This window comes from Actinomadura sp. GTD37 (assembly GCF_041951365.1).
Lineage (GTDB): Bacteria > Actinomycetota > Actinomycetes > Streptosporangiales > Streptosporangiaceae > Spirillospora.
In genome coordinates, this window is sequence record NZ_JBGNUS010000011.1 from 186,925 (window position 1) to 212,640 (window position 25,716).

A 25,716-nucleotide genomic window follows, 5' to 3' on the forward strand; every position below is an offset into this window, starting at 1 on the left:
TTAGGCTGCCGGTGTGATGGGCGCGTTCGTGAAGCGGTACGCGATGCCGCTGACGTTCCTCGGGCTGTTCGCGGCCGTCTGGATGGTGCAGGCGCTCGTCCTGCCGCCGGACGCGCGGCACGCGGTGATCGCCTGGGCCAGCACCAACCTGGCGAACCTCGCGGTGAACCCGGTCGGGACGATGATCGCGTCGGCGTTCGTCGCCGAAGGCGCGCAGGGCGTGCTGCTGGTCGCCGCCGCGATCGGCCTGTTCCCGCTCACCCGGCGGTTCGGCAACCTGCGGGCCGTGGTGCTCGTCGCCGCCTCGCACGTCCTCGGCACCCTCGTCAGCCAGGGCATCGCGCTCGTGCGGCTGGAGGCCGGCCTCCTGTCGGACTCCATCCGCACGATCCCCGACGTCGGGCCGTCCTACGTGCTGTGCGCGGCGCTCGTCGCGGCGTTCCTGTACGGGCACGGGCGGGTGCGGCGGCTGCTCGCGCTCGCGGGCTGGTGCGCGCTCGCGCCCGTCCTGCTGGACGGCCTGCCCGCGCTGGAGATCGCCGCCGTCGGGCACCTGGTGGCGATGCTCGCGGGCGGGCTGATCGGCGGGCTGCTCCTGCTGCTGGAACGCCGCCGCTCCGCCGTCCCGGGGACTCCGGTGCCCGGGGCGGCCGCCGGGGCCTGACCCGTGGTCAGCCCTGCCCCGGCTCCGGGGTCGGGTTGGCGGTGGGGTTCGGGCTCGGCGTCCCGGAACCGTCCGTGGGCGGGTCGGTCGGCGTGTCCGTCGGCGGCGTGGTCGGCGGCGTCGACCCGTCGTCGGGCGGGGTCGTCGGGTCGGCCGGCGGGGTCGCCGGGGGAGTGGTCGGCGGCTCCTCCGGCGGGGTGGACGGCTCGTCCGGCCTCGACGGCGTGTCCGTCACCGGCTTCTTCTCCGGGGACGGCGTGTCCGCGGGGGACGTCGCGGGCGGCGCCGGAGCCCCGCCCGCCTGCTGCGGCGGGCCGTCGAAGGCGCTGGTGACCGGGTTCCCGGACGGTGCGCCGCCCGTGGCCCGCTCCGAACCGGTGAGGCCGGGCAGCGGGTTCTGCGGCACGCCGCTGGTCTTCGCCGACGCCGGGCTCGTCTGGCCCTCGCTCGACGACGGGACCATCGAGGCGGCCTCACCGCCGCCGCCCTTGGCCGCCGGCCAGGAGATGAGCAGGCCGATGACGGCGGCCGCCGACGCGGCGACGCCCGCGGCGGCGCCGAGGCCCCGGGAGACGCCGCCGGAGAGCCCGCGCTTGCGCCGGTCCTTGCGCTCCGCCCCGATCACGACGAGCGGGCTCGGCGAGATGACGCTCGGCAGCGGCCGCGCGGCCTCCTGCTCGCAGGCGGCGAGGACCCGGTCGCGCAGCCAGCCGGGCGCGCCCGCGGGCGCGCGGCCGGCGAGCAGCCGCGGCAGCCGGCCCTTCTCGAACGCGGAGATCAGGTCGAGCCGCGGCCCGGCCGTACCGCGCATCAGGATGTCGAGGACGCTCCGCTCCAGCCGCGTGCGCGCGGCGGCGAGCAGCTGCAGGACGGTGTCGGGGGCGAGGCCGAGGACGCGGGCGATGTCATGGGGTTCGAGCCATTCGCCCGCCCACAGCAGCAGGACCTCGCGGTGGTCGGCGCGCAGCCCGGCGGCGGCGCGCAGCAGCGGGTCGGGGTCGGCGAACAGCATGCCGCCCTGGACGGCGAGGTCGCCGGTGAAGGCGCCCCGCTCGGCGCAGGCCGTCCGGGAGAGCGAGTACAGCCAGAGCACGCTGTCGCCGCGCGGCGGCTGGTGCACGGCCGCGTTGAACGTGTCGCCGACGGCCGCCGCCGCGAGCTGGTCGCCGACGAGCGACCAGCAGTACGCGTACAGGCGGTCGGCGTGCGCGTCGTAGAGCGAGCCCAGGTCCCCGCGCATGTGCCCTCCCGTTCCCGTCCGGCTGGTCCAACTGTCCGACAAATGGTGCATAGCTGATCAACGGGACTCTAGCGCCTCGTGTCCGCGGCTGAGAAGTCCGAGATCGGACGGCACGTCGAATAGCACGGAAGGTAGTCGCGCCGCCTGCGGACGGTGATGTTCATGGAGATTTAGGCAACTTCCCGGAAATCGGCGGATTCCTGATGCGGTTCAGCAGGGAAGGATTCGAACTCGTTATCGATTTACGCGAGGAGTCAACGGTGACCCGCCTGACGGTTGATGGTGTCTACCAGCACATTCGCGGTGTCTGCTTCAAGACCGGCCCGCCCGGGACGGTCGGCGCGGAGACCGAGTGGTTCGTGGTCGACACCGCCGAACCCGCCGCCCACGTCCCCGCCGAGCGGGTGCGCGCGCTCGTCGCGGACGCCGGGCCGCCGGCCGGCGGAAGCAAGATCACCTATGAGCCGGGCGGCCAGCTGGAGCTCAGCTCCGCGCCGTTCCGCGGGCTGGGCGTGCTGCACGCCGCGCTCGGCGCGGACATCGCGCGCATCCGGGACGCGCTCGCCCGGGACGGGCTGTCGCTCGCCGGCCACGGCGTCGACCCCGTCCGGCGCCCCCGGTTCCAGGCCGACCACCCCCGCTACGCGTGCATGCGCGACTACTTCCGCGCCGGCGGCTTCCCCGACGCGGGCCTGGCGATGATGTGCTCGACCGCGTCCGTCCAGGTGAACCTGGACATCGGCGCCGACGAGCCGGACGCGTCCCGCCGCTGGCGGCTCGCGCACGCGCTCGGGCCGGTGCTCGTCGCCGCGTTCGCCAACTCGCCGCTGCGGGCCGGCCGCCGCACCGGGATGCACTCGTCCCGGCAGGGCATCTGGACCGAGCTCGACCCGTGCCGCACCCTGCCCGTCCTGCGGGACGGCGAGGACGGCGACCCCGCCGAGGCGTGGACGCGGTACGCGCTCGACGCCCAGGTCATGCTCGTCCACACTGCCGACGGCGAGTGGGTGTCCGACCCCGGCATGTCGTTCCTGGAGTGGCTCGACAAGGGCGAGCCCGGCGAGGAGGACCTCGCCTACCACCTGTCCACGCTGTTCCCGCCGGTCCGGCCGCGCGGCTGGCTGGAGCTGCGCATGATCGACGCGCCGCCGGGCCGGTACTGGCCCGTCCCCGTCGCCGTCGCGACCGCGCTGCTGGACGACCCCGCCGCGTCCCGGGCCGCCGAGGCCGCCGCCGAACCGGTCGCGGACCGGTGGGCGGAGGCGGCCCGCCGCGGGCTGTCGGACGCGCCGCTCGCCGCCGCCGCGCGGGCGTGCTTCACGGCGGCCCTCGACGCGCTGCCGCGGCTCGGCGCGTCCCGGCTCGTCCCGCTGGTCGAGGAGTACGACCGCCGGTACGTCCGGCGGGGGCGCAGCCCCGCCGACGACCCCGCGTCCGCGGCCCCGTTCACCGCTCCGTCCGAGGAGGAACCGACATGGCCCCGATGAACCCCCAGGGCCCGATCGACACGCTCGACGAGGGGGCGCTCAAGGAACTGATAGCCGGCGAGCTCGGCGCGGTCCGGGACCGCAGTCTCGGCCTCACCACCGAGGTCCTCGCGGAGGACGACCTCACCGGCCAGGTGTCGCCGCTGATGTCGCCGCTCGTGTGGGACCTCGCCCACGTCGGCAACTACGAGGAACTGTGGCTGCTCCGCCAGGCGGCCGGCCGGGAGGCGATGCGTCCGGAGATCGACGACCTGTACGACGCGTTCGAGCATCCGCGCGCCGAACGGCCGACGCTGCCGCTCCTGTCCCCGGACGAGGCCCGCGCCTACATCGGCACGGTCCGCGCCAAGGTGCTCGACTCGCTCCCGGCGGCGCGGTTCGACACGGCGGATCCGCTGACTTCGGGCGGGTTCGTCTACGGAATGGTCGTGCAGCACGAGCACATGCACGACGAGACCATGCTCGCCACCCACCAGTTGCGGAAGGGCGCTCCCGCGCTGCTCGACCCGCCGGCCGAGCCGCTGCAGAAGCCCGCCGAGGGCTCGGCGGCGGACGAGGTCCTCATCGAGGCGGGGCCCTTCCAGATGGGCACCTCGGACGACCCGTGGGCGTACGACAACGAACGTCCTGTCCACCTCGTCGACCTGCCCGCCTACTACATCGACGTGGAGCCGGTCACCAACGCCGCCTACCTCGCCTTCATCGAGGCAGGCGGCTACGACGACCCGCGCTGGTGGGAGCCCGCCGGATGGGAGTGGCGGAACGCCGGCGGCAAGCGCGCCCCCGCCTTCTGGCACCGCGAAGCAGGACAGTGGATGCGGCGCCGGTTCGGACGGACGGAACCCGTCCCGCCCGGCGAACCCGTCCAGCACGTGTGCTGGTACGAGGCCGACGCCTACGCGCGGTGGGCCGGCAAGCGGCTGCCGACCGAGGCCGAATGGGAGAAGGCCGCCCGCTGGGACCCCGCCGCGCAGCGCTCGCGGCGCTACCCGTGGGGCGAGGCGTACGAGGAGGGGCGCGCCAACCTCGGGCAGCGCTCGCTGCGTCCAGCCGAGACCGGCTCCTACGCGTCGGGCGGGTCCGCCTACGGGGTGAGGCGCCTCCTAGGGGACGTGTGGGAGTGGACGTCGTCCGACTTCCACGGCTACCCCGGTTTCCGGTCGTTCCCCTACAAGGAGTACTCGGAGGTCTTCTTCGGCCCCGAGTACAAGGTGCTGAGGGGCGGTTCCTGGGCGACGCACCCGCTCGCCGTACGCGGATCGTTCCGCAACTGGGACTACCCCGTCCGCAGGCAGATCTTCTCCGGATTCCGCTGCGCCCGGTCGGCGCGGGAGGGACGCTGAATGTGCCGCCATCTCGGATACCTCGGGCCTGAGCGGACCCTGCACTCGCTCGTCTACGACGGCGAGCACTCCCTGGAGACCCAGGCGTACGCGCCGCGCATGACGCAGGGGAACCTGCTGAACGCCGACGGGTTCGGCGTCGGCTGGTACCAGGGCGGCGCCGGATCGCGGGCGCCCGTCCGGTTCCGCCGCGCGCAGCCGCTCTGGACCGACCAGTCGTTCCGCGAGGTCGCCGGGTCCGTCCGGGCGTCCTGCGCGGTCGCGGCGATCCGGTCGGCTACGGCCGGGTTCCCCGTGGACGAGTCGTGCGCCCAGCCGTTCCGCGCCGGGACGTGGCTGTTCAGCCACAACGGCAGGATCGAGGACTACGGCGGCGTCGAGGCCAAGCTCCGCGAACTGGCGGGGGACATCGCCGAGATCCCCGACGCCCGCGCGCCGGTCGACTCCGCGCCGCTGTTCGCGCTCGCCGTCCGGCACTGGCGGGACGGCCTCCCGCTCGGCGACGGCCTCGCCGCCGCCGTCGCCGCCGTCACCGCGCTCGCCCCCGGCCGCTACAACCTGCTCGCCTCCGACGGGACGTCCCTCGCCGCCACGACCTGGGGCGACTCCCTGTTCGTCCGGGAGGAGGGGGACGCGGTCCAGGTCGCGTCCGAGCCGCTCGACGACGCCCCCGGCTGGCGGCACGTCCCCGACCGCTCGCTCGTCACCGCCGCCCCCGGCGCGGGCGTCCGCATCGACTCCCTGTGAGGGAGGACCACCCTGTGAAGGAGAACCACATGGACCGGTTCCTGACCGCCGACGACCTCGCCAAGACGCTCCGCCGGGACGTCCGGGAGGGGCTCACCGGCACGCCCAAGACCCTGCCGCCCAAGTGGTTCTACGACGAGCGCGGCAGCGCGCTCTTCGAGGAGATCACCAAGCTGGAGGAGTACTACCCGACCCGCCGCGAGCGGGAGATCCTCGCCGCGCGGGCGCCCGCCGTAGCCGCCGCCACCGGCGCCCGGACGCTGCTCGAACTCGGCGCCGGGTCGGGGGAGAAGACCCGGCTGCTGCTCGACGCCCTGTCCGGCACGCTCCGCTCCTACGTGCCGGTCGACGTGAGCGGCGACTTCCTCGACGAGGCCGCCGCCGGGATCGCCGCCGACCATCCGGGCCTGACCGTCCGGGCCGTCGTCGCCGACTACGAGCAGCACCTGGCGCTGCTGCCCGGCGGCGAGCGGCGGCTCATCGCCTTCCTCGGCGGGACGATCGGCAACATGCCGCCCGCCGAGCGGATCGGGTTCCTCGGCGGCGTCCGCGCCACCATGGCCGACGGCGACTTCCTGCTGCTCGGCGCCGACCTCGTCAAGGACGAGGGGCGCCTCGTCCGCGCCTACGACGACGCGTCCGGGATCACCGCCGAGTTCAACCGCAACGTCCTGCGCGTCATCAACCGGGACCTGGACGCCGACTTCGACCCGGACGCGTTCGAGCACGTCGCGCGCTGGAACCGGGCGGAGGAGTGGATCGAGATGCGGCTGCGGTCCGTCCGGGACCAGGACGTCCGCGTCGGCGGCCTCGACCTGGAGGTGTCGTTCGCGGCCGGGGAGGAGATGCGCACGGAGGTCTCCGCCAAGTTCCGGCGGGAGCGGCTGGCGGCCGAGCTGGGCGCGGCCGGCCTGGAGATCGCCGAGTTCTGGACGGACCGGGACGGCGACTTCTCCCTCACCCTCGCCGGACCGGCGTCCTGACGGTCAGCCCTTCCGGACGGGGTGGGCCAGGCCCATCCGCTCGACGTCCGCGGCCAGGCGGGTCGCCACGTACCGGTGGCCCGCCGGGTTCGGATGGGTGCGGTCGGCCTTGATGAGCCGCGCCGCGTTGCCCGCGCCGGTCAGCCGGTCGCCGGTGACCCACTGCTCGCCGATCGGGTCGACGAACGGGACGCCGAGCTGCCGGGCGAGGTTCTTCAGCGCGTCCCGGACGAGGAGCGCGCCCGGCACCGGCGAATCCGTCCCCCACAGGGGCCCCATCAGCACGATGTGCGTGCCGGGCCAGCGCTGCCGGACGCGTTCGAGCAGGACGTGCGCCGCCGCCGCGACCTGCGCCGGCGGGTACCGCCAGTCGTTGTGGCCGCCGGACACGATGAGCAGGTCGGGCGCGGGGCGCCAGCCGAGCTGGCTCTCGAACAGGCCGAGGAACGGCTCCCCGCTCCGGCCCGCCCGGACGAACCCGGTGCCGGCCCGCCCGCCGACGATCACCTGCCAGCCGAGCAGCCGCGCCGTGGCGGACGCGTACGTCGACTCCGGCCGGACGCCCCGGTCGCCGACCGTGTAGCTGTCGCCGAGGAACATCACGACGGACGGCGCCTTGCGCGGCTCGCCCTCCGGCGGCCCGTCCGCGGCGGCCGGCTTGTGCACCGAGCCCGCGAGCACGGAGCAGCCGGCGGCCGCCAGGACCGCAACCAGGCTGAGGCACAGCATCAACGTCGCCGCGCCGCGTCGGGCGCGGCGAGATGTCATGGAGGACCACCCATACGTTCCAGGGGATGCACCCGGCATCTTACTGATCCGCCGCCCGTGCCGGGTGCGCCTCGCGGCCAACCGGGCGCCTCGTTTCCGGGCGTCGTGTTTCTCCATCGTGTTTCGACATCGTGCGTTCATCCCCGGCTCACCCCGGGGATCGCGGGGGGCCACCGCGGGGCGGGACGGTTCCGCGGTGACCGGACGGGAACGGCTGAGCGAACTCGACCTGCTGCGCTTCGCGGCGGCGCTGGCGGTGGTGCTCTACCACTTCACGGGCTTCGGCGGCGCCGGGCCCTGGCCCGAGCCCGCGCGGGACGTGTTCCCCGGGGTCGCGGCGGTCACGCGGTTCGGGTACCTCGGCGTCGACCTGTTCTTCGTGATCAGCGGGTTCGTGATCCTGATGAGCGCGTGGGGACGCGGACCGGGCGAGTTCGGGGTGTCGCGGCTGGTCAGGCTGATGCCGGCGTACTGGGTGAGCGTGCTGCTGGGCGGCGTCGTGTACGCGGTGTTCCGGCAGGGGCACGGCGTCCCCGGCCTCGTCCTGCCGAACCTGACGATGCTGCAGGGCGGGCTCGGCCTGAAGAACGTGGACGCCGTCTACTGGACGCTCTGGGTCGAGCTCCACTTCTACGTGCTCGTCGCCGTCCTCGCCGGCATCGGGATCACCTACCGCTCCTGCCTGGTGTTCATGGCGGTGTGGCTGCTCGCCGGCGTCTTCGCCGACGAGGCGGACGACGGCCTGCTCCAGGTGATGCTGATCCCGACCTGGAGCTGCTACTTCATCGCCGGCATGGCGCTCTACATGATCCACCGGTTCGGGCCCACGCTGCTGCTCTGGGGGTACGTGGCCGTGTGCTACCTGATGGCGCTGCACTGGGGCGCCTGGCGCGCGGAGCACGTCTTCCGGGGCGCGGACGAGATCGCGGTCGGCGCCGTCGTCACCGGGATCTTCGCGGTGATGATCCTCGTCGCGACCGGCCGGCTGCGCGCCCTGCGGTGGTCGCGGCTGAGCGTCCTCGGGGCGCTCACATATCCGCTGTACCTCGTCCATGCGCAGCTGGCGCTCCCCCTGCTGGACGCGCTGTACCCGGACCTCGGCAGGTGGACGGCCCTGGGCGTCGTCCTCGCCGCGTCCCTGCTGAGCGCGTACGCCGTGCACCGCCTGGTCGAACGTCCCGGCGCGGCCTGGATGCGGGCCCGCCTGCGCGCGTCTCTGGCGCCCATGCGGCCGCGGGCCGGGACGTCTAGGTTTGTCGGCCATGACGGTCGGGGTGGACGGGGCGGTCCTGCTCTCGACGGCGGTGAGCCTCGCGGCCGCGCCCCGGTCGACGCGTCGCGCAACTGAACCGGGAGCGCGCCGCTGGGCCCGTCCCGAGACGTTCCCGGCCCTGGTGGTGGCCCTCGTCCACCTGAACCAGGTGCTCTTCGCCGTGTACGTGTTGCGCGTCCACGGTGGAGACGCGTCGTTCGTCGCGAGGCACCTCCCGGAGGGCTGGTTCGCCCTCGCGGACGGTCCGGCCATGCGCGGGTGTGACGCTTCCGGGGCGGCGGGCGCTGAGGGAGGTGTGAGCGTCCGGCCGGAGTGAGCGGGCTTCGGCCGGACGCCCCTCCTCCGGCGGGCCCGCGTCCCCCGGTCGGGCCCGCCGGAGGCTTCAGGTCGTGGAACGGTCCGTCAGGCCGGGGCGTCCGGCGGCCGCAGCTCGTCGGTGTAGGCGACCGACAGGCGGCGCATCACTCCGGACTCGTCGACGGAGTACTGGCCGAGCCGCCACAGGGGCGGCGAGTAGGCGTGGATCGAGACGCTCGCGTCCTGGACGCCGGTGAGCCGGTGGATGTGGTCCGGGCCGAAGCAGAACGACTCGCCCTCGCCGACCACCGTCCGCATCGGGTCGCCGCCCATGCGCGGGTTGTTCTCCTCGATGGCGCCCGCGACGACGCGGACGGCCCCCGACGAGACGTCGTGGTCGTGCCACCCGGTGTCGTTCTCGGGGGTCCAGCAGAGGAGCCAGACGTCGACGTGCTCGTCCCGGTGGAGGGACGCGTAGTGGCGCCGCCCCTCGGGGAACGCGACGTGCTGCCGCCAGAGGGCGGGCCGCTTCGCCAGGTCGTCCACCAGCTCCCGCAGTTCGCGCTTGTCGAGGGGGCGGCCGGGCAGGCTCTCGAAACCGGCGGCGCGGGGCAGGACCTCAGCGGACACGGGTTCGCTCCTTCCGTTCCTTCGTCGGGTGCGGTTCTTTCGTCGGGTGCGGCCGCGGGGGGCGCGGTCGCGCGGGGCGCGGTGAAACCGCTGCGCAGGCGTACTGAACCGCATCACTGAACCGCATCAGTTAACCGTTTCAGTGAACCGCTTCAGCAGCCATGCCGTCAAGAGCGGGTCCATTGCCCTGTCGGTGGCGGCCTCTAGGGTTGGAGGGATGTCGGAGAAGCGCAAGCGCGCGACCATCCGTGAAGTGGCGCAGGCGACCGGTTTGTCGCCTGCGGCCGTGTCGTACGCGCTGCGCGGCATACAGACCTCGGAGGAGACGCAGGAGCGGGTCCGCGCGGCGGCCGACGAGCTCGGCTACGAGGCGCACCCGATCGCGCGCGCCCTGGCCAGCGGCCGCACCGACCAGGTCGGCCTGCTGTGCGGCTCCCTGGAGGACTACTGGCAGCAGTCCCTCGCGGTCGGCATCGGCCGGGCGCTGCTCGCCCGCGACCGCTACGCCCTCATCGTGGACGCGGGCGGCGACCCCGAGCGCGAGCTGGCCCTCGCCCGCCGGCTCCGCGACCAGCGGGTGGACGGCCTGATCGTCCAGCCGCTCGACCCGTCCGCCGCGCTGTGGTCGGAGCTCGCGGGCACGATCCCGGTCGTGTCCATCGGCGACGCGCTGCACGGCGGGCAGGCGCAGGGCGAGGTCGTGTTCGACAACCGGCGCGGCGTCACGCTCGCGCTGGAGCACCTGCGCGGCCTCGGGCACCAGCGCGTCACCGTGTTCACCCCGACCGGCGCCAGCACCCCCGACCGTCCCGCCGACGTGCACGTCAACGCCGAGGCCGAGCGGCTCGGCCTGCGGGTCGACGTCGTCGTCGTGCCGCAGGCCCTCGCCGAGGCCACCGAGATCGCGACGCGGGTGCTCGGCGGGCCCGACCGCCCGTCCGCGGTGTTCTGCTTCGCCGACTCGATCGCCTACGGGGTGTACGCCGCCACCCGCGAGCTGGGGCTCGCCGTCCCCGGCGACGTGGCGGTCTGCGGGTACGACAACCATCCGATGTCGGCGCTGCTCACCCCGCCGCTCACCAGCGTCGACTGGGACATCGACGGCATCGTCCACTCCGCCGTCCGGCTCGTCGTGGACGTCATCGACGGCAAGCCGCGCAAGCGCCGCGTCGTCCGCGAGCCGTCGCTGCGCGTCCGCGCCTCCACCGGCGGCCCGGCCGGGTAAGGGGCGCTAGGGATGCAGCCGGGCCAGCCGGGGGAGGAGGTCCGCCGCGGCGGCGATGTCGGTGTCGAGCGGGCGGTCCTCGACGCGCGGGTCGAGGACGGCGCCGGCCAGGTCGGTCGCCGCCCGGAGCGGCCCGCCGGACGGCGCGCGCCCCTGCATCCGCAGCGCCCGGACGGCCGCGACCAGCTCGCAGCCGAGCCCGAGCCGGTAGGCCGCGACGGCGTCGGTCGTCGCGCGCGCCGACTGGGTCGAGAAGCCCGCGTGCTCCTCGACGCCGCGCGACAGCACCGCGCTGCCGAGCGCCGCCGGGGTCGCCAGGCGCCGGACGTCCGCGAGGCACGAGTGCGCCACGTACTCCAGGATCATGATCCCCGACGACGCCTCCGTGGCGCCCTGGAACGGGTACAGGCCGGTGAACGACGGCTCGGCGAGCGTCCCGAGGCGGGCGGCGGCGAGCGCCATCGTCTGGAACAGCGCGGCGCGCGCCGAGTCCAGGGCGAGGCCGACGTAGGCGGTGTGGAAGTTGCCGTTGTGCCACACCGTCCGGCCCGGCGCGTCGACCAGCGGGTTCTCGGCGGCGGCGTTGATCTCCCGGGTGACGACGTCCGCGGCGTAGCCGGCCGCCTCCAGCGCCGGGCCGTGGACCTGCGGGAACGCCCGGTACCCGTACGGGTCCTGGATGCGCATGGGGGCGGGCTGGTCGAACGCGAGCAGCGCCCGCATCGCCGCCGCGGCGTCCCGCTGGCCGGGGTGCGGGCACGCGTCCTGCACCGCCTGCGCGTACGGCTCGCCCGAGCCCCGGACGGCGAAGTGCGACAGCGCCGCGACGACCGTCGACGCGCGGAGCATCTCGCGCAGGTCCGCGGTCGCGAGCGCCGCCTCGCCGAGCGTGGCGGCGTTGGAGCTGATGAACGCGAGCGCGTCGGCGGAGCGGAGCCGGTAGCCGGGGCCGCGCTCCTGGCCGCCGTCCGGTCCGGGGAGCCAGGGCCGCTCGCCCAGCAGGCACAGCGCCGTCGAGGCGAGCGCCGTCAGGTCGCCCGTGCCGATCGCCCCGTACACCGGCACCGGAGGAAGGAGGCCCAGGTTGAGGGCGTCCGCGAGGGCCTGCAGCGCGCCCGGCTCCACGCCCGACCCGCCCGCCGCGATCTGGTTCAGCCGGACCGTCAGCATCGCCCGGACGATCTCCGGCGCCACCAGCGGCCCGGCCCCGGCCGCGTGGCTGCGCAGGAGGCGAAGGCCGTGCGCGTCGGCGTCCTCCCACTCCACGTCCACCACGCGGTTGGCGCCGACGCCGGTCGTGCGACCGTACACCGGCTGGGTCGCGGCGACCTCGCGGGCGACCAGCCAGGCGGCGCGCGCCCGCTCGACCCCGCCGGGGGCTATGGCGACCATCACATCTTCGCGGGCCGCGCCGACCACCTGGGCGCAGGTGAGCGAGGTTCCGTCGATAACGATTCGGCTGTTCTCCAAGGGGCAACGCTACTTTCCCCGGTTTACCGGTAGTTATGCTCGACAACCGACGTTCCGGACAAGCCGGGACATCGAGGTGACCGTACCCATTGGCTACGGTTGGCAGGTAGGCCGAAATCGATCATCGGCGTCGCGGGCGCCCAACGAGGACGTGAATCGTTGATCACCTTTGAGGGCGTCACCAAGCGCTACCCGGACGGCACCGTCGCCCTGGACGATGTCAGCCTCGAATGCCCCACGGGCCGCATCACCGTGTTCGTCGGCACGTCCGGCGGCGGCAAGACCACGGCGCTGCGGACCATCAACCGGATGGTCGACCCGACGTCCGGCCGGGTCCTCATCGACGGGCAGGACGTCCGCGAGCGCAAGCCGGCCGAGCTGCGGCGCGGCATCGGCTACGTCATCCAGCACGCGGGGCTGTTCCCGCACCGCACCGTCCAGGACAACATCGCCACCGTCCCGTACCTGGTCGGCTGGAACAAGAAGAAGGCGCGGGAGCGGGCGCTCGAACTGATGGAGCGCGTCGGGCTCGAACCGTCGATGGCCAGGCGCTACCCCTTCCAGCTGTCCGGCGGCCAGCAGCAGCGCGTCGGCGTCGCGCGGGCCCTCGCCGCAGACCCGCCGATCATGCTGATGGACGAGCCGTTCAGCGCCGTCGACCCCGTCGTCCGCGCCGAGCTGCAGGACGAGTTCCTCCGCCTCCAGGACGAGCTGCACAAGACGATCGTGTTCGTCACCCACGACATCGACGAGGCCATCAAGCTCGGCGACCGGATCGCGGTGTTCCAGACCGGCGGCAGGCTCGTCCAGCTCGACAGCCCCGAAGACCTGCTCGCCCGTCCCGCCGACGACTTCGTCGCCGGGTTCATCGGGCACGACCGCGGCATCCGGCGGCTGTCGTTCGTCCCGTCGTCGTCGGTGCCGCTGAACGAGCGGGACGTGCTCCCCGCCGGCACGCCGGTGGCGGAGGCGCCGTCCGAGGGGTGGCTCCTGGTCGTGGACGGCGACCGGCGCCCGCTGGGGTGGGCCTCGGCCGGCGCCCTGCCGTCCTCCGGGGCGCTGGGCGACGCGCGGCTCGCGCCGATCGGGCACACGTTCGACACCGAGACCGACTCCGTCCGGGCCGCGCTCGACGCCGCGATCCTGTCGCCGTCCGGCCGCGCCGTGAGCGTCGACGCGGGCGGGCGGCTCGTGGGCGTCGCCGACCAGGCCGACCTGAGCGCCGCCATCGCCCGCTCCGGCGCCGAACCCGGGGCGGCCTCCCTCGCCAAGGAGGGCGGCTGATGGACATCGACTGGGGCTGGATCGGCGACCACACCGACTCCCTCGGCGAGCACGCCCTCCTGCACCTGCGGCTCGCGCTGCTGCCGGTGCTGTTCGGGCTGGTCATCTCGCTGCCGCTCGGCGTGCTGTGCCGCCGCTGGGGCTGGCTCTACCCGCCCACGCTGACGATCTCGAACGTGCTGTACGCGATCCCGTCGCTCGCGCTGTTCATGATCTTCATCCAGTACACCGGGCTGACGCCGGCCACGGTCATGATCCCGCTGACGCTGTACAGCCTGTCGGTGCTCGTCCCGAACGTGGTGGACGGGCTGGCGTCGGTGTCCGAGCCCGTCCGGCAGGCGGCCACCGCGATGGGCTTCGGGCCGCTGCGCCGCCTCATGCGGGTCGAGCTGCCGATCGCGGTGCCCATCGTCATCGCCGGGACGCGGGTCGCCGCCGTGTCGTCCATCAGCCTCGTCGCCGTCGGCCAGCTCATCGGGCAGGGCGGGCTCGGCTACGACATCATCCGCGGCTACCAGCTCCAGTTCCAGACGCAGATCGTCGCGGCCACCGTGCTGATCGTCCTGCTGGCCCTGGTCACGGACGCGATCCTCGTCACCGTCCAGCGCCTGCTCACCCCGTGGGCCCGAGCCAGGGGGGCGTCCGCGTGACCGACCTGTGGAACCAGCTCGACCTGTTCTGGACGTGGCTGACCGCCTCGTCCCAGTGGCACGGCGGCGACGGCATCCCGCACCGGCTGCTCCAGCACCTCTACTACAGCGGCGTGTCGCTGCTGTTCGCCGCGCTGATCGGGCTGGCGCTCGGCCTCCTCGTCGGGCACACCGGCCGCGGCGGCTTCCTCGCGATCAGCGTCGCGAACATCGCGCGCGCCGTGCCCACCTTCGGGCTCATCCTGTTCGTCGTCGTGATCGAGTACAGCATCACGCCGGTGCTGATCGCGCTCGTGGCGCTGGCCGTCCCGCCGATCCTGGTGAACACGTTCGAGGGCGTGCGCGGGGTCGACGCCGACGCGAAGGACGCCGCGCGCGGCATGGGCATGACCGGGTGGGGCGTGCTGTGGCACGCGGAGCTGCCGATGGCGCTGCCGCTGATCCTGCTCGGGCTGCGCACGTCCGCGATCCAGGTCGTCGCCACCGCCACCATCGCCGCCTACCCCGGCTTCGGCGGCCTCGGCCGGTACATCATCGACGGCCTGGCCCGCAACGACTACCAGCTCGTCGTCGGAGGAACGGTGCTGGTCGTCCTGCTCGCCCTGATCGTCCAGCTCGTCTTCGCGGCGCTGCGCCGCGTCGTCATCTCGCCGGGGCTGCTCGGCTCCGCCCGTTCCTCCTGACCGAAGGACTAGGACAATGAAGAAACTCATCCGTGGCGCGGCCGTGGGCCTCGCGGCCGCCCTGACGCTGTCCGCCTGCGGCGGCGGAGACTCCGGCGACGACAAGAACCCGCTCTCCGGCGGCGGCGACAGCGGCACCGTCACGGTGGGCGGCGCCAACTTCCCCGAGAGCAACCTGCTCGGCGAGCTCTACGCGCAGGCCCTTGAGGCCAAGAGCATCAAGGTCACCCGCAAGTTCAACATCGGCGCCCGCGAGATCTACTACGACCAGGTCGTCAAGGGCGGCATCAGCGTGATGCCCGAGTACAACGGCGCCCTGCTGACGACGTCGGTCGACGAGAGCAGCACCGCCGCGACGACCGAGGAGATCAACGCGGCCCTCAAGGCGAAGCTGCCGCCGTCCGTCGAGATCCTCAACTCGGCCGAGGCGGAGGACAAGGACTCCGTCACCGTCAACCCGCAGACGGCGGCCAAGTACAACCTGAAGTCCATCGCCGACCTGAAGCCGGTCGCCAAGGACCTCACCATCGCGGGGCCGTCGGAGTTCAAGACCCGCCAGCAGGGGCTCGTCGGCCTGAAGAAGACCTACGGGCTGGAGTTCAAGAAGTTCCAGCCGTTCGACGCGGGCGCCCAGGCCACGCTGGTGAAGCTGCTCACCGAGAACAAGATCCAGGCGGCCGACCTGTTCACGACCGACCCGACCATCCAGCAGAACAAGCTGGTCGTCCTCGAAGACCCGGAGAACGTCTTCAGCGCCCAGAACGTCATTCCGCTGGTCAACAAGTCCGCCGTGAACGACCAGGCGAAGGCGGCGCTGAACGCCGTCTCCGCCAAGCTCACCACCCAGGACCTCCTGGACATGATGAAGCGCATCGCCATCGACAAGGACGACCAGGAGAAGGTCGCCGAGGACTGGCTGAAGAAGTCGGGCCTGGCCTGACGCGCACTCCCGGAGAAGCCCGCCGCGCGGTTCGCGGCGGGCTTCTCCGCTGCCGTCCCTGCGGCGCGGGCACGACCTGGTAGGGCTCGATCCAGTCGCCTTCGCGCAGGTCGGGGAAGCCGATGGAGATCCTCATCTTGGAGTCGGGGCCGGTGCGGAGCGCCTGCTCCATGAGGCCCCGCGTGACGACGCCGCCGATGGCCGGCCCGTCGGCGACCGGCCGCCCGCCGCGCACGACCGGCACCCGGTCGCCCGCCGCCAGCCGTCCCTCGGCCGCGTCGACCCGCGCGTCCGGCCCCGCGAGCGGATCGCCGGCGGCCTCGCGCACGGTCGCCCGTCCCAGCGCCCCCTCACCCATGGAACGCTCCCCGTTTCATGCCGGTTCTTCGCGAGATGCGGCAGCCTGCACTCGGCGGCCCCGGCCGACCGGGCGCCGCCGTGCGCGGGTCTCATCTCCCGGCGAGCCGCAGATGGGCGATGACGGGATCGTGGTCGGAGGCGAAGACGTCGCCGTCCCGGTACGGGTCGATCCCGGTCCAGACCGTGCGGACCGCGCCGCGCGCCAGGATCCAGTCGATCCGCCTGCCGTCGCGCTGCGGCGGAAGCCAGTGGTTCTCGGTGCGGTACTGCGGGCCGTGCCGGGCGGCCGTCGTCCAGGTGTCCTGGAACGCGCCGGCCCCGGTGAGGATCGCGTAGGCGGGCGAGGCCCCGGCGGCCGCGTTGAAGTCGCCGGTCAGCACCACGGGGACGCCCGCCTGGAATTCGCGGACGCGGTCGAGGATCAGCCGGGCGCTCTTCACCCGCGACTCCGCCGACATGTTGTCGAGGTGCGTGTTGGCCTGGTACATCACCGCGCCGGTGCGGCGGTCGCGGAACTCGGCCCACGTCACCATCCGGACGTATCCGTTGCCCCAGCTGGCCGAGCCGATGACGGACGGGGTGTCGGAGAGCCAGAAGTGGTCGAAGTCCAGGACCTCGAACCGCTGCTTCCGGTAGAAGATCGACAGGAACTGGTCGCGGGTGCCGCCCTGCGTGCCGAGGCCGATCCAGCCGTACTCCGGCAGGGCCCGCGCCAGGTCGCGCACCTGGTACCACCGCGCCTCCTGGACGCCCAGCAGGTCGGGCTCGTGCTCGTCCAGCAGGTGCCGGACGAGCGGCAGCCGGGTCTTCCAGTCCCTGGGCGGCGGATCGTTCACACCGCGCAGGTTGTAGGTCATGACGCGGATCGTCCCGTCGTCGTCCGCCCGCGGCGCGCCCAGCACGAACCCGGAGACGAGCACTGCCGCCCCGCCCGCGACCGCCGGCCAGAACCAGCGGCGACGTAGGAGTCGTCGGAGCATGCTCTTCCCCTCCCGCCGCTTTCAGAATAGATCGAAACGGCGCGGACGAGCCGCCTCCCGTCCGCCGCGCTAGCGGGAACCGGTTCGCAGGATCCGGAAGACGCCGATGTCGTCGGCGTCGGGTCCCTCGGAGGTCGACTGGTTCAGGGACGCCTCGACACCCACCCAGCCGCGGAATCCAGCGGCGTCGTCCACGATCTGGATCATGGGTTTGACGTGCGAGTTCCCGGTGTAGCAGGTCTCGTGGCGCGCGTCGGCGAGAGTGGTGCGCCAGTGCCACAGGGTGTCCCGCCGGTCATCGGACGCGGTGCCGGCCGGAGCGATGTAGTACACGGTGTGGGCGGGCGCGCCGCGCGGATGCGTCCGCGCGCCCAGGCACCGGCGGTCGCCGCAGACGTCCCAGCGGGTGACCCAGAACGGTGAACCGTCGCCGTGGTCGATGTACGCCTGTCCCGAGTCCGTCTTCCACAGGGAGTAGCGGTGGACGAAGGCGGAGTGGTCCGCGGCGGCGACGGCGTCCGCCGGAACGCGGGCGCTCCAGGCGGCGTTGCTGCCGTTGCCGAAGCCGTGCGTGGCTCCCAGGTCGTTGGCGGCGAGTTCCACTCCGGCGAGTTCGCCCCCCGCGAGGGAGGCGAGGTTCCAGGTCTCCCAGTGGCCGTCGTCCCAGGTGATGCGCAGCTCCGCGCCGCGGACGCGGTACCCGCCGGTCTGTGTCCTCGCCGCGCGGGCCGACTGCCAGCCGGCCGCGGTGAGCACCGTGCAGTCCCGTCCCGTGCAGCCCGAGGCGCGGTTCCCGGTGGACGCGCGGCGGACGCGGACCGACTGGCTCCAGGACCAGTACTCCTCCGAGACGTCCCCGTCGGCGGTGAAGGTGTACTGGCCGAGCCGGACCCAGTTGCTCCTGGACGCCGCGTCCAGCCCGCCGAGGGCGACGGCGAAGTTCGACTTGCCGAGCGGCGTCCCCGCCTCCCGCGCGGCGGACCCCCGTGCTGGGAGTGTGACGAGCAGGATCGCGACGCCGAGGGCGGCCGCTCTCGTGCTGGAGATGCGCATGCTTCCCCCGGCTTCGAGGCCGCCCGCGAAGGGCGCGGCGGGACGTGCGCCGCTCGCGGCGGTCCAGCGGCCGCGCCATCCTCGCCGGACCGCCGGTCGGCTGACGCGCGACACGCCGTCCTTGATCATCGAGCGACGCGGCGATGACCGGCGCTCCACCAGGGCTTGACCGGCCAGGAACGCGGTCGTCCGGTTGCTCCCCCGTGAGGTGAATTGTGATAATTGGGCTGGGTGCTGGACCGGGCCGCCCTTTTCCCGAAGACGGCGGCACAGTTATGGGAGGTCGCGTGATTTTCGGTAGAGGTCGCCCCAAGCGCGGCGAGCCGTCCACGGACGCCGGGGGAGTGCTGGACGCGAAGTTTCAGGAGCTCCAGAAGGTGCAGGAGAATCTGCTCGCGGAGCTGGCAGAGACGCAGCAGAAGGTCGCCGACGCCGGTTCCGCCCGCCGTCGGATCGAGGAGCAGATGAAGGATTTGGAGACGCGACGCGAGGCTCTTTCCGCGGACGAGGAGAAGGCGGCCCGGGACGGAAGGCTGGACGTTGCCGAGCAGGTCCGCGAGCAGATCGCCCGGCTTGCGAGCGAGGTTGAGAATGTCGAGGACCGCTACCAGCAGGCGACGATGAGCGAAAAACGTCTGATCGGCGATGAAGGCGCGATGCGGAAGCAGGCAGACGAGCTCTCTGCTCTAAAGGCGTCGATAGAGGACCACGCAAGGCAATTGAAGTCCATGCTCCAAACGGACTGACATGCCGAAGGCGACCGGCTCCACACGCGCTGCGTGATACCTGGGACGCTCTGTGGGACGCGGGCAGCGCCACCCTCTTGCCGACCGCCGACTTCTTCTAGTGGTCGGCGTCGCGGAGGGTCTTTATCAACGTGGCCCACTCTTGAGGTGAGAAGTCGAGGATGGGGCCGGTGCCGTCTTGCTTGGTATCGCGCACGCCGATGGTGCCCTGAGGGGAGCGGCTGACCTCGACGCAGTCACCGTTCGGGGCGCTGTGGCTGGACTTTTGCCAGCTCTCGTACTGGGAGGTCATGGGAGGGATCGATCCTTTTCTCGAGATCGTCGGCTGCATCCGCCAGCAGGCCGAGACTCGCAGCGACGGTTCTGGACGGGCTCCGCTGAGGCGCCTTCTACGGGTTGGCGGAGCGGATGGCTTGCGTGAACATTGCCCATTCGCGAGGAGAGAAACCGAGGACAGGGCCCCTGTGACCCTGCTTGCTGTCCCGGACGCTGATCGTCCCAGCGGCGGAGCGCGCGACTTCGAGACAGGCGCCGTTGGCCTCGCTGTGGCTCGACTTGCGCCAGTTGAGGTGCTGCGTGGTCATGTGGAGGATCCGATCCCGTTCTCAAGGCTGTCGGCCGCATCCGTCAGCAGACCGATGGTGGCAGTGCCACCCCCTTGCCGACCGCCGACTTCTTCTAGTGGTCGGCGGAGCGGATGGTCTTTATCAACGTGGCCCACTCTTGAGGCGAGAAGTCGAGGATGGGGCCGGTGCCGTCCTGCTTGGTGTCGCGCACGCCGATGGTGCCCCGAGGGGAGCGGCCTACTTCGACGCATTCGGAGTCTGGAGTGCTGTGACTGGACTTACGCCAGCCGCTGTACTGGGTTTTCACCGTCCGTGGCCCGCCTGTTCGCTTAGCCGGTCGGCTGTGTCCGCCAGGAGCGACATGCTCTCCAGGGCGGGCAGCGTAGCCTCCCGGAGCCGATTGTGGAGACGCTCATACTTTGCCACTTCCTCAGGCGAAGCGTGGACAGTGCATGAACTCACGCTCTCGGCAACGGCGATCGTCGGGTCCTCTGGGTCGGTGAACGTGTAGATCATGTATCCCGACTCCGGCAGGCGTCCCGGAGAGAGCCGGGCATCCGTCGGCAGTACGAGAACGGTGAAGCGTGGCTCGCGAGTGAGCACGTCGACCATGTGGCGGAGCTGGGCTACTAGGACGCTGGCGGGGACGGCGAGCCGTCTCAGGACGAACTCGTCCAGTATGTTCTCGAAATAGGGGCCGCCGGACCTGAAGATCACCTCTTGCCTGCGCTGACGAGCCTGCAGGCTGCGGTCCGGGTCGTATTCGATCTGCGCCCCCTCCAACCTGTCGATCTCGATCAACGCATGGGTGAACGCCGGGCACTGGAGGAGGCCGGGAAGCGTGAACTGGTTGTACCCGCGGATGGCGGCGGCGCCCGACTCGATGTTCGCGTACATGCGCTGGCGGACGCCCATGGAGTCGCCGTAGGTGTCCCACCATCCACGTTCGGCGGCCTCGCCGGCGATCTTGATGATCTCGTGCCACTTGTCTCCGGTGACGTCGAGGACTTGGAGGATCTTGATGATGTCCGCCACGTCGGGACGGCAGCGGGCGTTCTCCAGTTTGGACACCGTCATGCGGGAGCGGTAGATGCGGCGGGCCAGGTCGTCGGCGGTCATGCCGCTCTGCTCGCGGAGCGTTCGCAGTTCGGTGGCGAGGCGGCGTCGGCGGACGAACGGGCTGGTCACCGGGAACCTCCTGGGGTCGGGCCGGTGCGGCGGGGGCGCTGACCGGGGGAGTCAACGTTTCCACTCTGTGTTACCAGTCGACACCCGAACGTGTCATTCACTGCCACGCCGTTCGAACACCCGGAAGGAGAGACCGCTGTGCGCCTCGGTGGCGTTCGGGGGGTGGACGCTCGGATCGCGAACGTTCCGTTCGTTTACGTTAAAGGGGGCGAACGTTCGGGGTGGGGGCGTGCCGGGGAGCGCGGCGGGTCGCCGGCCTGGTCCTTTTCCGTACCGGGGCCTCGCCGTTACTGAAGATGGAACGGCCGATGACACACCGTTCCGAGAGGTGATCAATGTTGCTCGCCGTGCCCGTCCCCGCTCAGCACGAGGCTCCGATGTACTGGCGGCGGGAGTTTCCGGGCCGTCCGGAGGAGGTCCGGTCCGTCCGGGCGTTCGCCGCGCACTTGCTGGCCGGTTTTCCGGCTCTGGACGACGTCCTTCTCGTCTTGGACGAGTTGGCGGTCAACGCGATACGGCACACCCGTTCAGGTGAGGACGGGGGCCGGTTCATCGTGGACATCAGCTTGGACGTGGCCGGTGCCATCGTCTACGTCACCGATCGGGGCGGTCCGGGGGAGCCCAGGCTGCGGAGCCTGGCCGGGCTTGCGGAAGGCGGGCGCGGCCTGCTGGCCGTGGACGCCCTCGCCGCCACCTGGTCTTGGACCGGCGGCCCCCGAGGCCGGACGATCCGCGCGACGTTCCCCCGAACGGACCTCAGCCCGGATCATCGCGGCTGAGAGCCACTCGTCCTAGCGCGTGGTGCACACCCAGGTGACCGTCCGGCCGCCGCCCGCGTTGGACAGCGCGTTCCGCTGGGCCGCGGCCCGCGTGTCGCCGTGGCCGCCCCAGTACTTGTTGGTGCTGGAGTTGTAGGCGACCGCGCCGCAGCCGTTGACGAACGTCGTCAGGACCTTGCAGCTGCCCGAACACTCGTTCAGCGCCCGCCGTCTGGCGGTGGCCATCGAGTCGTAGTCCCAAGCCTTGCCGATGGCGCCGTTGCTTCCGACGGCGATGGCGCCGTAGTTGCTGGGCGGCGGCGAGTACGTGGGCTCCCGGGTGGTCGGCTCCGAAGTGGGCAGGCTCGGCGGGCTGTAGGTGGGCTGCCGGGTCGGCAGGTCCGGGTCCGTGGGCGTCACGGCCAGCGGCCTGATCGGCGGGTCGTCGTCGGAGTCGTCTCCCGACAGCAGGAAGACGCCGCCCCCGATCACCACGAGGAAGGCCGTGACGGCCATGATGACGATCACCATGGCGTTGCCGCCGCCCGGCGGCCGTGAGCCGGGCGGGCCGGGCGGAGGAATGAAGCCGGGCGGCGGGCCGCCGTGCGGCGGCGGTGGTGGTGGATGCACAGGGAGCCCCCGAACTCGTGGATTTGCGGAAGATCATAGCGATTTACCGTCAAATGGGTAGGCGACGTCCGCAATTCGGGCCCCACATGGCACGTTGTGGCCGCTCAGGCCACCTTTTCGCGGGCGCCGACGAGTGTTCTCGGGGGTGCGGCCCGGCGGGGGAACGTCCCCGCCGGGCCGGCTACCGCACGATCACCGGGACCGGCGCGCGGGCCGCGTCAGGCGTCGCGGCGGCGCAGGACGGTGATGCCGCCCCACATCGCCGCCGCCGTCCAGACCGCGATGATCGCGAGCGCGGCCGCCGCCGGGTAGGGGCCGTCCCCGGCGAGCAGGTGCCGGCCCGCGGTGCTCGGCAGCGCGTCGGCGACGTCCTTCAGCAGGTCGGAGCGCGAGTTCACCATCGTGATCGGCAGCACCAGGAGGAACAGGAACGCCGTCGTGATCGTCGCGGCGGTGCTGCGCAGCATCGCCGCGACGCCCAGGATGAACGCGCTCATCACCGCCAGGTACACGCCCGTCAGCAGCGCGTCGCGCACGACGTCGCCGGCGTCCAGGCGCCCCCACTTCCCGAGCATCGGGTAGGCGACCGCCGTGCCGGTCAGCGCGAGGAGCACGCCGACGGGGAACATGACCGCCATCGCGACGGCCGCCTTCGCCGACAGCATCCGGGTGCGCGGCGGCACCCACTGGAGGGTCGCCCGGATGCTGCCCGTCGCGTACTCGCCGGTGATCATCAGGATGGCGAGGGCGAGGACGACGAACTGCACCATGTCCACCGAGCCGGTGGCGGTCCCGCTCACCGACACCACGCCGGGAGGTTCCTCTCCCGCGGGCGGGTGGGCGTTGTTCGCGACCGTCCCCGTCGCCAGGATCATCGACATCAGGGCCATCAGCACCACCGCGCCGGCCAGGCCCCACCAGGTGGAGCGGATCGACCACAGCTTCGTCCACTCCGCCGCCAGCGCCCCCGGCAGCCCGCCGCGCGTCACCGTCCCACCCCGTACTCCACGCTCGCCCCGGTCAGTTCCATGTACGCCTCTTCCAGCGACGCCTCGACGGCGCGCAACTCCAGCACCGGCGCCCCCGCCTCGTAGGCGATGAGCCCGACCCGCTCCACGGGCACGCCCCGCACCTCCAGTTCGTCCTCGCCCACCCGCCTGACCTCCGCCCGGACGGCGGCGAGCCGCGCCGCCAGGTCGTCCGCGCCCGGCGTGCGCACCCGGACCGCGTTGCCGGAACCGCCCGCGATGACCTCGGCCATCGGGGCGTCCGCGAGCAGCCGTCCCCGGCCGATCACGACCAGGCGGTCCGCGGTCAGCTGCATCTCGCTCATCAGATGCGACGACACGAACACCGTGCGGCCCTCCGCCGCCAGGCCGCGCATCAGCCCGCGCACCCACAGCACCCCGTCCGGGTCGAGGCCGTTCACCGGCTCGTCGAACATCAGCACCGGCGGGTCGCCCAGCAGCGCGCCCGCGATGCCGAGCCGCTGCCGCATCCCGAGCGAGTACGACCCGACCCGCTTGCCCGCGACCGCCTCCAGCCCGACCAGGCCGATGACCTCGTCGACCCGCGCCCGGTCGATGCCGTTGCTGCGGGCCATCGCCAGCAGGTGCGCCCGCGCGGGCCGCCCGGGATGCACGAAGGCCGCGTCCAGCAGCGCCCCGACCTCGCGCAGCGGACGCGGCAGGCCCGCGTACCGCCGCCCGCCGACCAGCGCCTCGCCGGCGGTCGGCCGGTCCAGCCCGACGATCATCCGCATCGTCGTGGACTTCCCCGCCCCGTTCGGGCCGAGGAAGCCGGTGACCTTGCCGGCCGCCACCTGGAGCGTCAGCCCGTCCACCGCCGTCTTGTCCCCGTACCGTTTCGTCAGGTCCCGCAATGTGATCAAAAGGGTCTCCCGGCTCGTCCGACCTGCCGCGTCCGAACCTAGGAACCCGCGGGCCCGCGCCGCAGCACCCGAACGCCACCGGCCACCCCTGCCTTTCGACAGGGGCGGCCGGGCCGATTCCGGACACCCGGCCCCGCGCCCGGCGGTGCGCGCCCTCCGGACCGGCTTACGATGAGGTATGGCTGAGACCGTCCGACCGATCACGCCCGCCGAGCAGACGCCGCGCGAACCGGCCGGGAAGCGCCCCCCGGGCGGGCCCGACCAGGAGCCGCTGTGGCGCGAGGCGCTCGGCGAATGCCTGCGCGGCCTGCGCAACGAACGCGGCGAGATCCTGACCGAGACCGCCCGCCGCGCGGGGGTCTCGCCCCAGTACCTCTCCGAGATGGAACGCGGCGTCAAGGAGCCGTCCAGCGAGATGATCGCCGCGGTCGCCGGCGCCCTGGACGTGACGCTCGGCGACCTGGCGCTCGCGGTCGCGACGCGTCTGCTGACCGCCCGGCCCGCGGCCCGCCCGGCGGGCCCGACCGCCTACGCGCTGGCCGCGTAGGCGCTGCCGGGAAGCGGCTCGCGCTCCTCGATCACGTGGTCGATGAGCCCGTAGTCCAGCGCCGCGTGCGCGGTGAACACGCGGTCGCGGTCGGTGTCGGCGCGCAGCGTCGCGGTGTCCTGCCCGGTGTGCCGGGACAGGATGGCCTCGATGTCCGCGCGGACGCGGACGACCTCGTCGGCCTGGAGGATCAGGTCGGGGATCGTCCCGCGGCTCTGCCCCGTCGGCTGGTGCAGGACCACGCGGGTGTGCGGCAGCGCGGCGCGTTTGCCGGGCGCGCCGGCGGCCAGGAGCACGGCGCCGACGGCGACCGCCTGCCCCACGCACGTGGTCGCCACCTGCGGGCGGATGAAGCGCAGCGTGTCGTACACGGCGAGCATCGCGCTCGGGTCTCCGCCCTCGCAGTTGATGTAGAGCTGGACGTCGACGTCGGGCGCGTCGGCCTCCAGGTGCAGCAGCTGCGCGACGAGGGCGTTGGCGACGCCCGCGTCGATGGCGGTGCCGAGGTAGATGATCCGCTCGGTGAGCAGGTGCGAGTAGACGTCCATGATCCGTTCACCGCGCGGGTGCCGCGCGATCACGTTCGGGATCGTGTAGCTGCTCATCGGGAGGCTCCTTCGGAGGGGACGCCGAGCCCGGCGGGCCGGCGGGCGGCGGGCATGATCTCGTCCATCGTGCTGACGATCGAGTCGATGAACCCGTAGTCGAGCGCCTCCCGGGCCGTGTACCAGCGGTCGTGCAGGGAGTCCTCGAAGACCCGCTCCAGGGGCTGGCCGGTGTCCTCGGCGATGAGCCCGAGGACGGTGTCGCGGGTGTGGCGCAGGTCGTTGGCCTGCAGCTCGATGTCGACGGCGGCGCCGGCGATTCCGGCGGAGCCCTGGTGCATCAGCACGCGGGAGTGCGGCATGGCGCGGCGCTTGCCGGGGGTCCCCGACGACAGCAGGAACTGGCCGGCGCTGTAGGCGACGCCGAGCACCATCGTGGACACGTCGCACGGGACGAGCCGCATGACGTCGCGGATCGCGAGCATCGACGGCACCGACCCGCCGTGGGAGTGGATCCACAGCGCGATGTCGGCCGACGCGTCCTCCCGCGCCAGCGTGATCAGCTGCGTCGCCAGCAGGGTGCCGTTGTCGTCGTCGAGCGTGCCGTCGAGGACGAGCACGCGCTCGTGGTAGAGCTCGCGCCGCACTCGTTCGTTGAACAACGGGATCTTCTGTTCCTCGCTCATGCCCTCCACTCTGCGGCGGCGCGGGGACCGGGCGGAGCCGTATCCGCCCACGGCGGATCCGCCCAGAGCAGCGCGCCCGGCC

At 72.6% G+C, this 25,716-nt stretch carries 29 protein-coding genes; 14 read left to right on the forward strand and 15 right to left on the reverse strand.

All coding sequences use genetic code 11. The annotated features are described in order from the left end of the window. Positions 1 to 16 precede the first annotated feature (16 nt). Positions 17 to 664 carry a rhomboid-like protein gene (locus ACA511_RS36815; protein WP_375029344.1) on the forward strand — a complete coding sequence of 216 codons (648 nt, stop codon included), beginning with the start codon at positions 17 to 19 and terminating at the stop codon, positions 662 to 664. Positions 665 to 671: 7 nt separating this feature from the next. On the opposite strand, the gene ACA511_RS36820 is transcribed toward ACA511_RS36815, so the two are convergent. Beyond that, a complete protein-coding gene (locus tag ACA511_RS36820) occupies positions 672 to 1,904 on the reverse strand; it encodes an RNA polymerase sigma factor (RefSeq protein ID WP_375029345.1) in 1,233 nt (410 codons plus the stop codon). A gap of 260 nt (positions 1,905 to 2,164) precedes the next feature. On the opposite strand from ACA511_RS36820, the gene egtA reads away from it, so the two are divergent. The 4 genes from egtA to egtD are packed head-to-tail and all read left to right on the forward strand — an operon-like array spanning position 2,165 to position 6,464. Next, positions 2,165 to 3,391: an ergothioneine biosynthesis glutamate--cysteine ligase EgtA gene (gene egtA, locus ACA511_RS36825; protein ID WP_375029346.1), complete on the forward strand. Its 1,227-nt coding sequence runs from the start codon at positions 2,165 to 2,167 to the stop codon at positions 3,389 to 3,391. Beyond that, positions 3,379 to 4,734, forward strand: a complete 1,356-nt coding sequence (gene egtB / locus ACA511_RS36830; RefSeq protein ID WP_375029347.1) for an ergothioneine biosynthesis protein EgtB — start codon at positions 3,379 to 3,381, stop codon at positions 4,732 to 4,734. Before egtA ends, egtB begins: the two co-directional genes overlap by 13 nt. Beyond that, complete coding sequence (egtC, locus tag ACA511_RS36835; protein WP_375029348.1) at positions 4,735 to 5,481, forward strand: ergothioneine biosynthesis protein EgtC; 747 nt, start codon at positions 4,735 to 4,737, stop codon at positions 5,479 to 5,481. A 29-nt stretch (positions 5,482 to 5,510) separates the two neighbouring features. Further along, a complete protein-coding gene (gene egtD / locus ACA511_RS36840) occupies positions 5,511 to 6,464 on the forward strand; it encodes an L-histidine N(alpha)-methyltransferase (RefSeq protein WP_375029349.1) in 954 nt (317 codons plus the stop codon). 3 nt (positions 6,465 to 6,467) lie between these two features. Here egtD and ACA511_RS36845 read toward each other — a convergent pair whose 3' ends face one another. Then, on the reverse strand, positions 6,468 to 7,232 hold the full coding sequence (locus tag ACA511_RS36845; protein WP_375029350.1) for an SGNH/GDSL hydrolase family protein: 765 nt from the start codon (positions 7,230 to 7,232) through the stop codon (positions 6,468 to 6,470). Between the two features lie 196 nt (positions 7,233 to 7,428). On the opposite strand from ACA511_RS36845, the gene ACA511_RS36850 reads away from it, so the two are divergent. Then, on the forward strand, positions 7,429 to 8,580 hold the full coding sequence (locus ACA511_RS36850; protein WP_375029351.1) for an acyltransferase family protein: 1,152 nt from the start codon (positions 7,429 to 7,431) through the stop codon (positions 8,578 to 8,580). A gap of 327 nt (positions 8,581 to 8,907) precedes the next feature. Here the strand turns inward: ACA511_RS36850 and ACA511_RS36855 are convergent, their stop codons facing one another. Continuing rightward, positions 8,908 to 9,432 (reverse strand): cysteine dioxygenase family protein, encoded by a 525-nt coding sequence (locus tag ACA511_RS36855; protein ID WP_375029352.1) that lies wholly within the window; start codon positions 9,430 to 9,432, stop codon positions 8,908 to 8,910. 217 nt (positions 9,433 to 9,649) lie between these two features. On the opposite strand from ACA511_RS36855, the gene ACA511_RS36860 reads away from it, so the two are divergent. Beyond that, positions 9,650 to 10,657: a LacI family DNA-binding transcriptional regulator gene (locus tag ACA511_RS36860; RefSeq protein WP_375029353.1), complete on the forward strand. Its 1,008-nt coding sequence runs from the start codon at positions 9,650 to 9,652 to the stop codon at positions 10,655 to 10,657. A 6-nt stretch (positions 10,658 to 10,663) separates the two neighbouring features. Here the strand turns inward: ACA511_RS36860 and ACA511_RS36865 are convergent, their stop codons facing one another. After that, a complete protein-coding gene (locus ACA511_RS36865) occupies positions 10,664 to 12,127 on the reverse strand; it encodes an aromatic amino acid ammonia-lyase (RefSeq protein WP_375029354.1) in 1,464 nt (487 codons plus the stop codon). 159 nt (positions 12,128 to 12,286) lie between these two features. On the opposite strand from ACA511_RS36865, the gene ACA511_RS36870 reads away from it, so the two are divergent. Genes ACA511_RS36870 through ACA511_RS36885 form a run of 4 tightly spaced genes read left to right on the forward strand, consistent with a single transcriptional unit; the run spans position 12,287 to position 15,684 of the window. After that, positions 12,287 to 13,411, forward strand: a complete 1,125-nt coding sequence (locus ACA511_RS36870; RefSeq protein ID WP_375029355.1) for an ABC transporter ATP-binding protein — start codon at positions 12,287 to 12,289, stop codon at positions 13,409 to 13,411. After that, positions 13,411 to 14,061, forward strand: coding sequence for an ABC transporter permease (locus ACA511_RS36875; protein ID WP_375029356.1), 651 nt, complete (start codon positions 13,411 to 13,413; stop codon positions 14,059 to 14,061). Before ACA511_RS36870 ends, ACA511_RS36875 begins: the two co-directional genes overlap by 1 nt. Next, positions 14,058 to 14,744, forward strand: coding sequence for an ABC transporter permease (locus ACA511_RS36880; protein WP_375029357.1), 687 nt, complete (start codon positions 14,058 to 14,060; stop codon positions 14,742 to 14,744). Before ACA511_RS36875 ends, ACA511_RS36880 begins: the two co-directional genes overlap by 4 nt. A gap of 16 nt (positions 14,745 to 14,760) precedes the next feature. Continuing rightward, a complete protein-coding gene (locus ACA511_RS36885) occupies positions 14,761 to 15,684 on the forward strand; it encodes an ABC transporter substrate-binding protein (protein WP_375029358.1) in 924 nt (307 codons plus the stop codon). Positions 15,685 to 16,133: 449 nt separating this feature from the next. On the opposite strand, the gene ACA511_RS36890 is transcribed toward ACA511_RS36885, so the two are convergent. Together ACA511_RS36890 and ACA511_RS36895 are read right to left on the reverse strand one after the other, a co-directional pair. Further along, positions 16,134 to 17,024 carry an endonuclease/exonuclease/phosphatase family protein gene (locus tag ACA511_RS36890; protein WP_375029359.1) on the reverse strand — a complete coding sequence of 297 codons (891 nt, stop codon included), beginning with the start codon at positions 17,022 to 17,024 and terminating at the stop codon, positions 16,134 to 16,136. A 69-nt stretch (positions 17,025 to 17,093) separates the two neighbouring features. Beyond that, the gene (locus ACA511_RS36895; RefSeq protein WP_375029360.1) at positions 17,094 to 18,206 is read right to left on the reverse strand and encodes a hypothetical protein; all 1,113 of its coding nucleotides are present in this window, start codon (positions 18,204 to 18,206) and stop codon (positions 17,094 to 17,096) included. A gap of 158 nt (positions 18,207 to 18,364) precedes the next feature. On the opposite strand from ACA511_RS36895, the gene ACA511_RS36900 reads away from it, so the two are divergent. Beyond that, positions 18,365 to 18,823, forward strand: coding sequence for a hypothetical protein (locus ACA511_RS36900; protein ID WP_375029361.1), 459 nt, complete (start codon positions 18,365 to 18,367; stop codon positions 18,821 to 18,823). 97 nt (positions 18,824 to 18,920) lie between these two features. Here the strand turns inward: ACA511_RS36900 and ACA511_RS36905 are convergent, their stop codons facing one another. The 4 genes from ACA511_RS36905 to ACA511_RS36920 all read right to left on the reverse strand — a co-directional run bounded on the left by ACA511_RS36905 (position 18,921) and on the right by ACA511_RS36920 (position 20,577). Next, positions 18,921 to 19,115, reverse strand: a complete 195-nt coding sequence (locus tag ACA511_RS36905; RefSeq protein WP_375029362.1) for a DUF397 domain-containing protein — start codon at positions 19,113 to 19,115, stop codon at positions 18,921 to 18,923. A gap of 97 nt (positions 19,116 to 19,212) precedes the next feature. Beyond that, positions 19,213 to 19,407 carry a DUF397 domain-containing protein gene (locus ACA511_RS36910; protein WP_375029363.1) on the reverse strand — a complete coding sequence of 65 codons (195 nt, stop codon included), beginning with the start codon at positions 19,405 to 19,407 and terminating at the stop codon, positions 19,213 to 19,215. Positions 19,408 to 19,501: 94 nt separating this feature from the next. Next, the gene (locus ACA511_RS36915; RefSeq protein WP_375029364.1) at positions 19,502 to 19,696 is read right to left on the reverse strand and encodes a DUF397 domain-containing protein; all 195 of its coding nucleotides are present in this window, start codon (positions 19,694 to 19,696) and stop codon (positions 19,502 to 19,504) included. Next, positions 19,693 to 20,577, reverse strand: a complete 885-nt coding sequence (locus tag ACA511_RS36920; RefSeq protein ID WP_375029365.1) for a helix-turn-helix domain-containing protein — start codon at positions 20,575 to 20,577, stop codon at positions 19,693 to 19,695. The genes ACA511_RS36915 and ACA511_RS36920 overlap by 4 nt, the downstream gene beginning before the upstream one ends. A 335-nt stretch (positions 20,578 to 20,912) precedes the next feature. Here ACA511_RS36920 and ACA511_RS36925 point away from each other — a divergent pair, with 335 nt between their 5' ends. Next, complete coding sequence (locus ACA511_RS36925; RefSeq protein ID WP_375029366.1) at positions 20,913 to 21,356, forward strand: ATP-binding protein; 444 nt, start codon at positions 20,913 to 20,915, stop codon at positions 21,354 to 21,356. A 12-nt stretch (positions 21,357 to 21,368) separates the two neighbouring features. Here ACA511_RS36925 and ACA511_RS36930 read toward each other — a convergent pair whose 3' ends face one another. From ACA511_RS36930 to ACA511_RS36940, 3 genes are all read right to left on the reverse strand, one after another. Beyond that, positions 21,369 to 21,965: a DUF4189 domain-containing protein gene (locus tag ACA511_RS36930; RefSeq protein WP_375029367.1), complete on the reverse strand. Its 597-nt coding sequence runs from the start codon at positions 21,963 to 21,965 to the stop codon at positions 21,369 to 21,371. Positions 21,966 to 22,183: 218 nt separating this feature from the next. Next, positions 22,184 to 22,954, reverse strand: coding sequence for an ABC transporter permease subunit (locus tag ACA511_RS36935; RefSeq protein WP_375029368.1), 771 nt, complete (start codon positions 22,952 to 22,954; stop codon positions 22,184 to 22,186). Further along, on the reverse strand, positions 22,951 to 23,856 hold the full coding sequence (locus ACA511_RS36940; protein WP_375029369.1) for an ABC transporter ATP-binding protein: 906 nt from the start codon (positions 23,854 to 23,856) through the stop codon (positions 22,951 to 22,953). Before ACA511_RS36940 ends, ACA511_RS36935 begins: the two co-directional genes overlap by 4 nt. Before the next feature lie 178 nt (positions 23,857 to 24,034). On the opposite strand from ACA511_RS36940, the gene ACA511_RS36945 reads away from it, so the two are divergent. Next, positions 24,035 to 24,403, forward strand: a complete 369-nt coding sequence (locus tag ACA511_RS36945) for a helix-turn-helix domain-containing protein (RefSeq protein ID WP_375029370.1) — start codon at positions 24,035 to 24,037, stop codon at positions 24,401 to 24,403. Here the strand turns inward: ACA511_RS36945 and ACA511_RS36950 are convergent. Continuing rightward, positions 24,385 to 25,008, reverse strand: coding sequence for a ClpP family protease (locus ACA511_RS36950; protein WP_375029371.1), 624 nt, complete (start codon positions 25,006 to 25,008; stop codon positions 24,385 to 24,387). The two genes, ACA511_RS36945 and ACA511_RS36950, sit on opposite strands and share 19 nt — an antisense overlap. After that, positions 25,005 to 25,634: a ClpP family protease gene (locus ACA511_RS36955; protein ID WP_375029372.1), complete on the reverse strand. Its 630-nt coding sequence runs from the start codon at positions 25,632 to 25,634 to the stop codon at positions 25,005 to 25,007. The genes ACA511_RS36950 and ACA511_RS36955 overlap by 4 nt, the downstream gene beginning before the upstream one ends. Positions 25,635 to 25,716: the final 82 nt, after the last annotated feature.

Excerpts from the sequence above, each read along its gene's own strand:
- ACA511_RS36955 (WP_375029372.1), bottom strand. The coding sequence starts at position 25,634 with ATGAGCGAGGAACAGAAGATCCCGTTGTTCAACGAACGAGTGCGGCGC.
- ACA511_RS36885 (WP_375029358.1), top strand. The coding sequence starts at position 14,761 with ATGAAGAAACTCATCCGTGGCGCGGCCGTGGGCCTCGCGGCCGCCCTG.
- ACA511_RS36925 (WP_375029366.1), top strand. The coding sequence starts at position 20,913 with ATGTTGCTCGCCGTGCCCGTCCCCGCTCAGCACGAGGCTCCGATGTAC.
- ACA511_RS36910 (WP_375029363.1), bottom strand. The coding sequence starts at position 19,407 with ATGACCACGCAGCACCTCAACTGGCGCAAGTCGAGCCACAGCGAGGCC.
- ACA511_RS36950 (WP_375029371.1), bottom strand. The coding sequence starts at position 25,008 with ATGAGCAGCTACACGATCCCGAACGTGATCGCGCGGCACCCGCGCGGT.
- egtB (WP_375029347.1), top strand. The coding sequence starts at position 3,379 with ATGGCCCCGATGAACCCCCAGGGCCCGATCGACACGCTCGACGAGGGG.
- ACA511_RS36945 (WP_375029370.1), top strand. The coding sequence starts at position 24,035 with ATGGCTGAGACCGTCCGACCGATCACGCCCGCCGAGCAGACGCCGCGC.
- ACA511_RS36845 (WP_375029350.1), bottom strand. The coding sequence starts at position 7,232 with ATGACATCTCGCCGCGCCCGACGCGGCGCGGCGACGTTGATGCTGTGC.
- ACA511_RS36895 (WP_375029360.1), bottom strand. The coding sequence starts at position 18,206 with ATGATCAAGGACGGCGTGTCGCGCGTCAGCCGACCGGCGGTCCGGCGA.
- ACA511_RS36815 (WP_375029344.1), top strand. The coding sequence starts at position 17 with ATGGGCGCGTTCGTGAAGCGGTACGCGATGCCGCTGACGTTCCTCGGG.
- egtC (WP_375029348.1), top strand. The coding sequence starts at position 4,735 with ATGTGCCGCCATCTCGGATACCTCGGGCCTGAGCGGACCCTGCACTCG.
- egtD (WP_375029349.1), top strand. The coding sequence starts at position 5,511 with ATGGACCGGTTCCTGACCGCCGACGACCTCGCCAAGACGCTCCGCCGG.
- ACA511_RS36860 (WP_375029353.1), top strand. The coding sequence starts at position 9,650 with ATGTCGGAGAAGCGCAAGCGCGCGACCATCCGTGAAGTGGCGCAGGCG.
- ACA511_RS36820 (WP_375029345.1), bottom strand. The coding sequence starts at position 1,904 with ATGCGCGGGGACCTGGGCTCGCTCTACGACGCGCACGCCGACCGCCTG.
- ACA511_RS36875 (WP_375029356.1), top strand. The coding sequence starts at position 13,411 with ATGGACATCGACTGGGGCTGGATCGGCGACCACACCGACTCCCTCGGC.
- ACA511_RS36890 (WP_375029359.1), bottom strand. The coding sequence starts at position 17,024 with ATGCTCCGACGACTCCTACGTCGCCGCTGGTTCTGGCCGGCGGTCGCG.
- ACA511_RS36905 (WP_375029362.1), bottom strand. The coding sequence starts at position 19,115 with ATGACCTCCCAGTACGAGAGCTGGCAAAAGTCCAGCCACAGCGCCCCG.